The sequence below is a fragment of the Microcystis sp. LE19-10.1B genome, from assembly GCF_027530565.1.
Classification (GTDB): domain Bacteria; phylum Cyanobacteriota; class Cyanobacteriia; order Cyanobacteriales; family Microcystaceae; genus Microcystis; species Microcystis aeruginosa.
The window spans coordinates 1-3299 of the sequence record NZ_JAPZQM010000136.1 but is presented as its reverse complement, the minus strand read 5'-3'; the positions used below and the strand labels follow the sequence as shown (position 1 = coordinate 3299).

At 40.1% G+C, this 3299-nt stretch carries 3 protein-coding genes and 2 pseudogenes; all 5 read left to right on the top strand.

Annotated features, from left to right (window positions below; all coding sequences use genetic code 11):
• Positions 1-211: 211 nt before the first annotated feature.
• Positions 212-493: a hypothetical protein gene (locus O9332_RS04910; RefSeq protein ID WP_002756712.1), complete on the top strand. Its 282-nt coding sequence runs from the start codon at positions 212-214 to the stop codon at positions 491-493.
• A gap of 141 nt (positions 494-634) precedes the next feature.
• Positions 635-2152, top strand: a complete 1518-nt coding sequence (locus O9332_RS04905) for a hypothetical protein (protein ID WP_353853409.1) — start codon at positions 635-637, stop codon at positions 2150-2152.
• A gap of 60 nt (positions 2153-2212) precedes the next feature.
• Complete coding sequence (locus O9332_RS04900; protein WP_288023983.1) at positions 2213-2653, top strand: IS630 transposase-related protein; 441 nt, start codon at positions 2213-2215, stop codon at positions 2651-2653.
• Positions 2599-3084: pseudogene (locus O9332_RS04895) on the top strand (IS630 family transposase); the annotation flags it as partial. The gene O9332_RS04900 and the pseudogene O9332_RS04895, both read left to right, overlap by 55 nt.
• 35 nt (positions 3085-3119) lie before the next feature.
• A pseudogene (locus tag O9332_RS04890) lies at positions 3120-3299 on the top strand (ClpB D2-like domain containing protein); the annotation flags it as partial.

Sequence of the window (3299 nt, the reverse complement as noted above, 5' to 3'; positions counted from 1 at the left end):
AGATGTTCTGGCTGAGGAAATTCTCTCCGGACGGGTTTCTGATGGGGATACTGCCATGGTCGATATCGATGAGGAAGGTAAGGTGAAAGTTATTTCGGGGGAAAGACGCGAGTTAATCGCTCCCGTGATCGAATAAATTCTCACTGTAATTAGTTAAATAAAAGGTGGGCTTCTTGCTCACCTTTTCTCGTAAAAATAGGGAAAAAGTGCGATGAAAGTTTGGTTTGTGGGCTGTGTTTTGTTATTTTTGTTGGTGGAGTTTTATCAATGGGCCAAGGGGTTTATTTTGCCTTTACCTCTTTATATTTTTGCCGGAGCTTTGCTATCGATCGCTTCTAATTATTCTCAAGATATGAGCAATTTATTTGCTAGAAATGAACAGGTTTATCAAACTGCTAGTTTAAGTGATATTCCTGACATTTTGACGGCAGAAACCGCAATTACCAGCCTAGAAGCGGCAGCAGCGGAGGATAGTAAAAAGCGGTGTCGCTGAATCAAGACATGAAGACTAAATTGTGCCTCCTATCCACAAGTTACCTTAGTGCTAGGTTTTAAAAATTGCCGAGAGGACAATTGATACTTAAAATCAGCAACGCCCGATAACTTTTCAAACAGATACTAAAAATAGATGATCATGAAAACAGTCACAAAAGTAGCTCTTATTGCCCTACTCTGGATAACAATAATCAATCCTGCCAACTTACCTCCAGATACCGATGTTAGGCTAAGAATGGCCCATGCCCTGTGGACAGGAACTGAGGAGGTTTCTTTACCCCCAAATTATCGTCCTTCCTCTCGATTAGACCGTGTTGGTGTTTTAGGAGTAGATGGAAAACGATATGAACATTATGATATGGGACAATCTTTATTAATGTTGCCCGCAGATTGGATTGGCACTCAACTCTCTAAAGTTTTTCCTAGTATTAAGCCTTATTTATTACGAGAATTTGCGGTTAGTTTTCTTGTAGTTATCCCTCTAAATGTATTAGTTGTTCTCTCTTGTTATTGGTTACTTAGACTATTTGATTTTCAGGAGAAAATTGCGGCATCTGCTAGCTTGATTTGGTTGCTAGGTACTACCGTTCTCCACTATGCACAAACTTTTCAACAAAATAATCCAGTCCTACTTTGTGTGATTTTAGGTTATGCTTGTGCTTTAGCTTATATTAAAACTAACAAAGTACCTTATGTTTTTTTGAGTGGATTGGCAATCGGAGCAGCTATTATAATTCGCTCGACAACTATCATTTATGCTCTCACAGTTTTTGGGTTTCTAATTAGCTGTCTAATTTATAAAAATTTCAAGCTGAATCAAATCTTTAAGACAGCCATACTCTGGAACTTCGGCTTATTTCCCTTCTTTTTTATGAGTAGATTATTTAATTACTTACGCTTTGGGGATTTTTGGACAACGGGAACATCCTTACTCATGGAGCAAATCCGCAATGGAGCAATCTTTTCAGGGTTGCCAGAATTGCCCCCTAATTATCCTCTCATACACCCTCCCTACGTTGGTATTCTCGGCGTTCTCTTCTCACCAGCTAAAAGTATATTTATTTACGACCCCTTTCTTTTACCGTGTTTAGTATTGGGGATTATTTTATTTAACAAATTAACACCTTATATACGAATATATTTTATTTCCTCAATTTTCGCACTTGTCTTTCATATTATCTTAACCAGCAAACTGGATTTCTGGCATGGAGATGGTTCTTGGGCTGCTCGTTATCACGTTACCTCAGTTCACCTACTGCTTGTTCCCTTAATAGCTTTGCTAATCTTAGAGATGTTATCGATTAATCGACTCAAACGATGGTTAATTAGCAGCTTGGTTGTTCTTTCTATTTTGGTTCAATTTGCTTCTCTTGTCTTTGACCCTAGTGTAAATAGTGGTGTGGTCAACTTTGCAGAACCAAAAAGTTTTTTGAGGTTTCGTTTAGGTGAACGTATCGACAGTGTTAGTTGCTTAATTGGTCTTTCTCGATCCCAAAGTTGCTTAGCTGAGGAAAAGTACAGTAAGTCTGATCTCGCCGGTAGGGTGTATTTCTGGCCTCTTAAATCCAACAAAGCGCAAGGATTGCTCTGGAAAATTTGGGGATTCCTCTTGATCACAGCTTTGATCAGCACTCTACTTTTCCTAGTGATTGGGTAGTATAGCAAAGAGCGGGATAGTTAGGACATAATAGAGAAAAAGAAATGAGGAGAAGCTTTCATGGCAGCACCCTATAGTGATGATTTAAGACAGAAAGCAGTGAGTGCCGTAGAGCGAGGGGAGAAAAAAAGCCATGTCTGTCGCACCCTCAATATTAGTCGTAATACATTAGACCTATGGCTGAAACGGAAGAAACAAACTGGGACGGTGGCCGCTAAAACTAACTATCGTCGAGGGCCCAAGCCCAAAATTGACGATTTAGAAGCCTTTCAAAAGTTTGCCGAACAATATGGGCATTTGACCCAAGAAAAAATGGCGCAAAAATGGGCTAACCCAGTCAGTAGGATGAGAATTGGTCAAGCGCTCAAAAGAATTGGATTTACTAGAAAAAAAAAACTTATGGCTACAGAGAAAGAGATGAAGAAGCCCGAAAAGAGTTTCTCCAAAAAATCAGAGGTTATGCCCCGGAAAGATTTGTCTATATTGATGAAGCTGGAATAGATAACACCATCGATTATCCTTATGGATATTGTCACAAATCAGAAAGATTTGAGGCTTTAAAGTTAGGTCACTGTAGCGAACGAGTTAGTGTGCTCAGCGGTTGGTGGCGTGGTTCCACGATCGCGCCAATGGTGTTTGAGGGGTACTGTAATACAGAGTTGGTGTGTGAGTGGATAGAACAATTGCTATTACCCGAACTACTACCCGGTCAAATTATCATCATTGATAACGCCAGTTTTCATCCCAAAGAGAGAATCAAAAAATTGTTAGCTAAAGCGGGATGTGAAGTGCTATTTTTACCCGCCTATTCTCCAGACCTCAACAAAATTGAAAAGTTCTGGGCTAGATTGAAAAACTATGTTAGTCAGATTATCAATGATAGTGAAAACCTTGTGGATGCTGTGAGTAAAGCCTTCAGGCATCTGTCCTAACTAACTCGTTCTATGCCATAGTTATGGAGACTTAATACCTTGCTCGTCCCTTACGTCGTGCGATTATGCGTCTGTTGGAAGATGTTCTGGCTGAGGAAATTCTCTCCGGACGGGTTTCTGATGGGGATACTGCCATGGTCGATATCGATGAGGAAGGTAAGGTGAAAGTTATTTCGGGGGAAAGACGCGAGTTAATCGCTCCCGTGATCGAATAA